The organism is Methanoregula sp., assembly GCF_002835825.1.
Taxonomy (GTDB): domain Archaea; phylum Halobacteriota; class Methanomicrobia; order Methanomicrobiales; family Methanospirillaceae; genus Methanoregula.
The window spans coordinates 1-1,492 of sequence record NZ_PIZH01000506.1; the positions used below are offsets into that span (position 1 = coordinate 1).

General features: G+C 50.7%; 2 pseudogenes. One reads left to right on the top strand and one right to left on the bottom strand.

What is annotated here, in order from left to right:
* Positions 1–29 precede the first annotated feature (29 nt).
* A pseudogene (locus tag CW742_RS12740) lies at positions 30–701 on the bottom strand (4Fe-4S binding protein); the annotation flags it as partial.
* Positions 702–1,147: 446 nt separating this feature from the next.
* Here CW742_RS12740 and CW742_RS12745 point away from each other — a divergent pair.
* Positions 1,148–1,492: pseudogene (locus CW742_RS12745) on the top strand (formylmethanofuran--tetrahydromethanopterin N-formyltransferase); the annotation flags it as partial.

The following is a 1,492-nucleotide window of genomic DNA, read 5'->3' on the forward strand; positions in this document are numbered from 1 at the left end:
CGGCAGCGTCAGATGTGTACTAGAGACCGTGCCTCGACACAGACCTTACATGCATCGCACTTGGCCTCGTCCCAGATGACGTCTCCTTCGATTTTGCCCGTCTCGGCCGAGAACTTCTTGTGCCTGACAACAATGGCGGGGCAGAGTGCACCGCAGAGACCACACAGGGAGCACTTCTCCTTGTCGACGGTAAATGTCGTCTTTTTGGTCATCGCGGCAGCTTTTGGCTTTGCACCGGCAACCGGTCCCTTGTAGGTCCCCTCGTATGCGGGGACGTTCCGGTCGATTGCGTCACGCGGGCACACCTCTTCGCAGATGGTGCACTTGACGCATTTTTCGTCATCGATCTCAGCCTTCTTCTCGTATTGCGGGAACCCTTCCTTCTCAAGGATGGGGAGTCTTTCCTGTCCGTCCACGTTCAGAGTCATTGCGTTGAACGGGCACATGATGACGCAGACCCCACAATAGGAGCACTTGACCTCGTCGACATCGATCGGGGCGGCGTAGTTGATTGCACCGCGCTTCGATGCACCTACGAGACCGAGAACGATAGCCTCCTCGGGGCAGGCGTCAACACAGATACCGCATCCTGTGCAGGTCTCTGAATTGAGTATCAGGTTGTTGACGTTCTGGAGGAGTCTCTGCTCCATCACAACGTTAACACCATCTTTCTTCTTGGAAAACTTGGGAAACAATGCCATGAATTAACCCTCACGCTGTTTCTTTTTATTGCACTTCTGCCGTTGTCCCAGTCCCGGAAGTACAAATATACTCCGGTATAGCAACACGGCATGCAACCACACAATTATTACAGCCAGTACAATGTCGCATGTTTATGTGCACTGCAAATGCCATTCGGTTGTCACGCACCAGCCATAGATCGATTCTCAAAAATCGACTAACAAAAAGTGGTAGAAGAATGTAGATAAATGTTCTGAAATTTACCGGGGCTGATCGCATCCAATATTCTGATTTCTTTTATTTTAGTTTATATGCTTTATAAGCAAGTTAACCTCATTAAATAAACCAGCATCGGTTTTCTCTATGCGCTCCGGATCGCAGCGTTGTTGCAGCGACAATGCAAAAGACAATTAGAAAATTTATTCAGTCTCAATCATGGTACCTTTGTAGTACCGGAGGTTATTGTATGGAAATCAACGGCGTTACCATTGACGACACGTATGCAGAGGCATTCCCGACCTGGGTCTGCAGGATCATCATTACTGCGGTAAACAAGGACTGGGCAAGGAAAGCAGCAACCGAGGCAACCGGGTTTGCAACATCCGCGATCGGCTGCCCGTGTGAGGCAGGTATTGAGGGATATATCCCGGCAAGCCAGACTCCTGATGGACGGCCCGGTGTCTCCATCCTGATCTGTGCCAGCAAGAAGAAGCTTAAAGAGCAGGTAGTCGAGCGCCTCGCTGAGTGCGTTCTGACAGCACCAACCACGGCAGTCTTCAATGGCATCACCGATGCTGAAGAGAAGATCCCG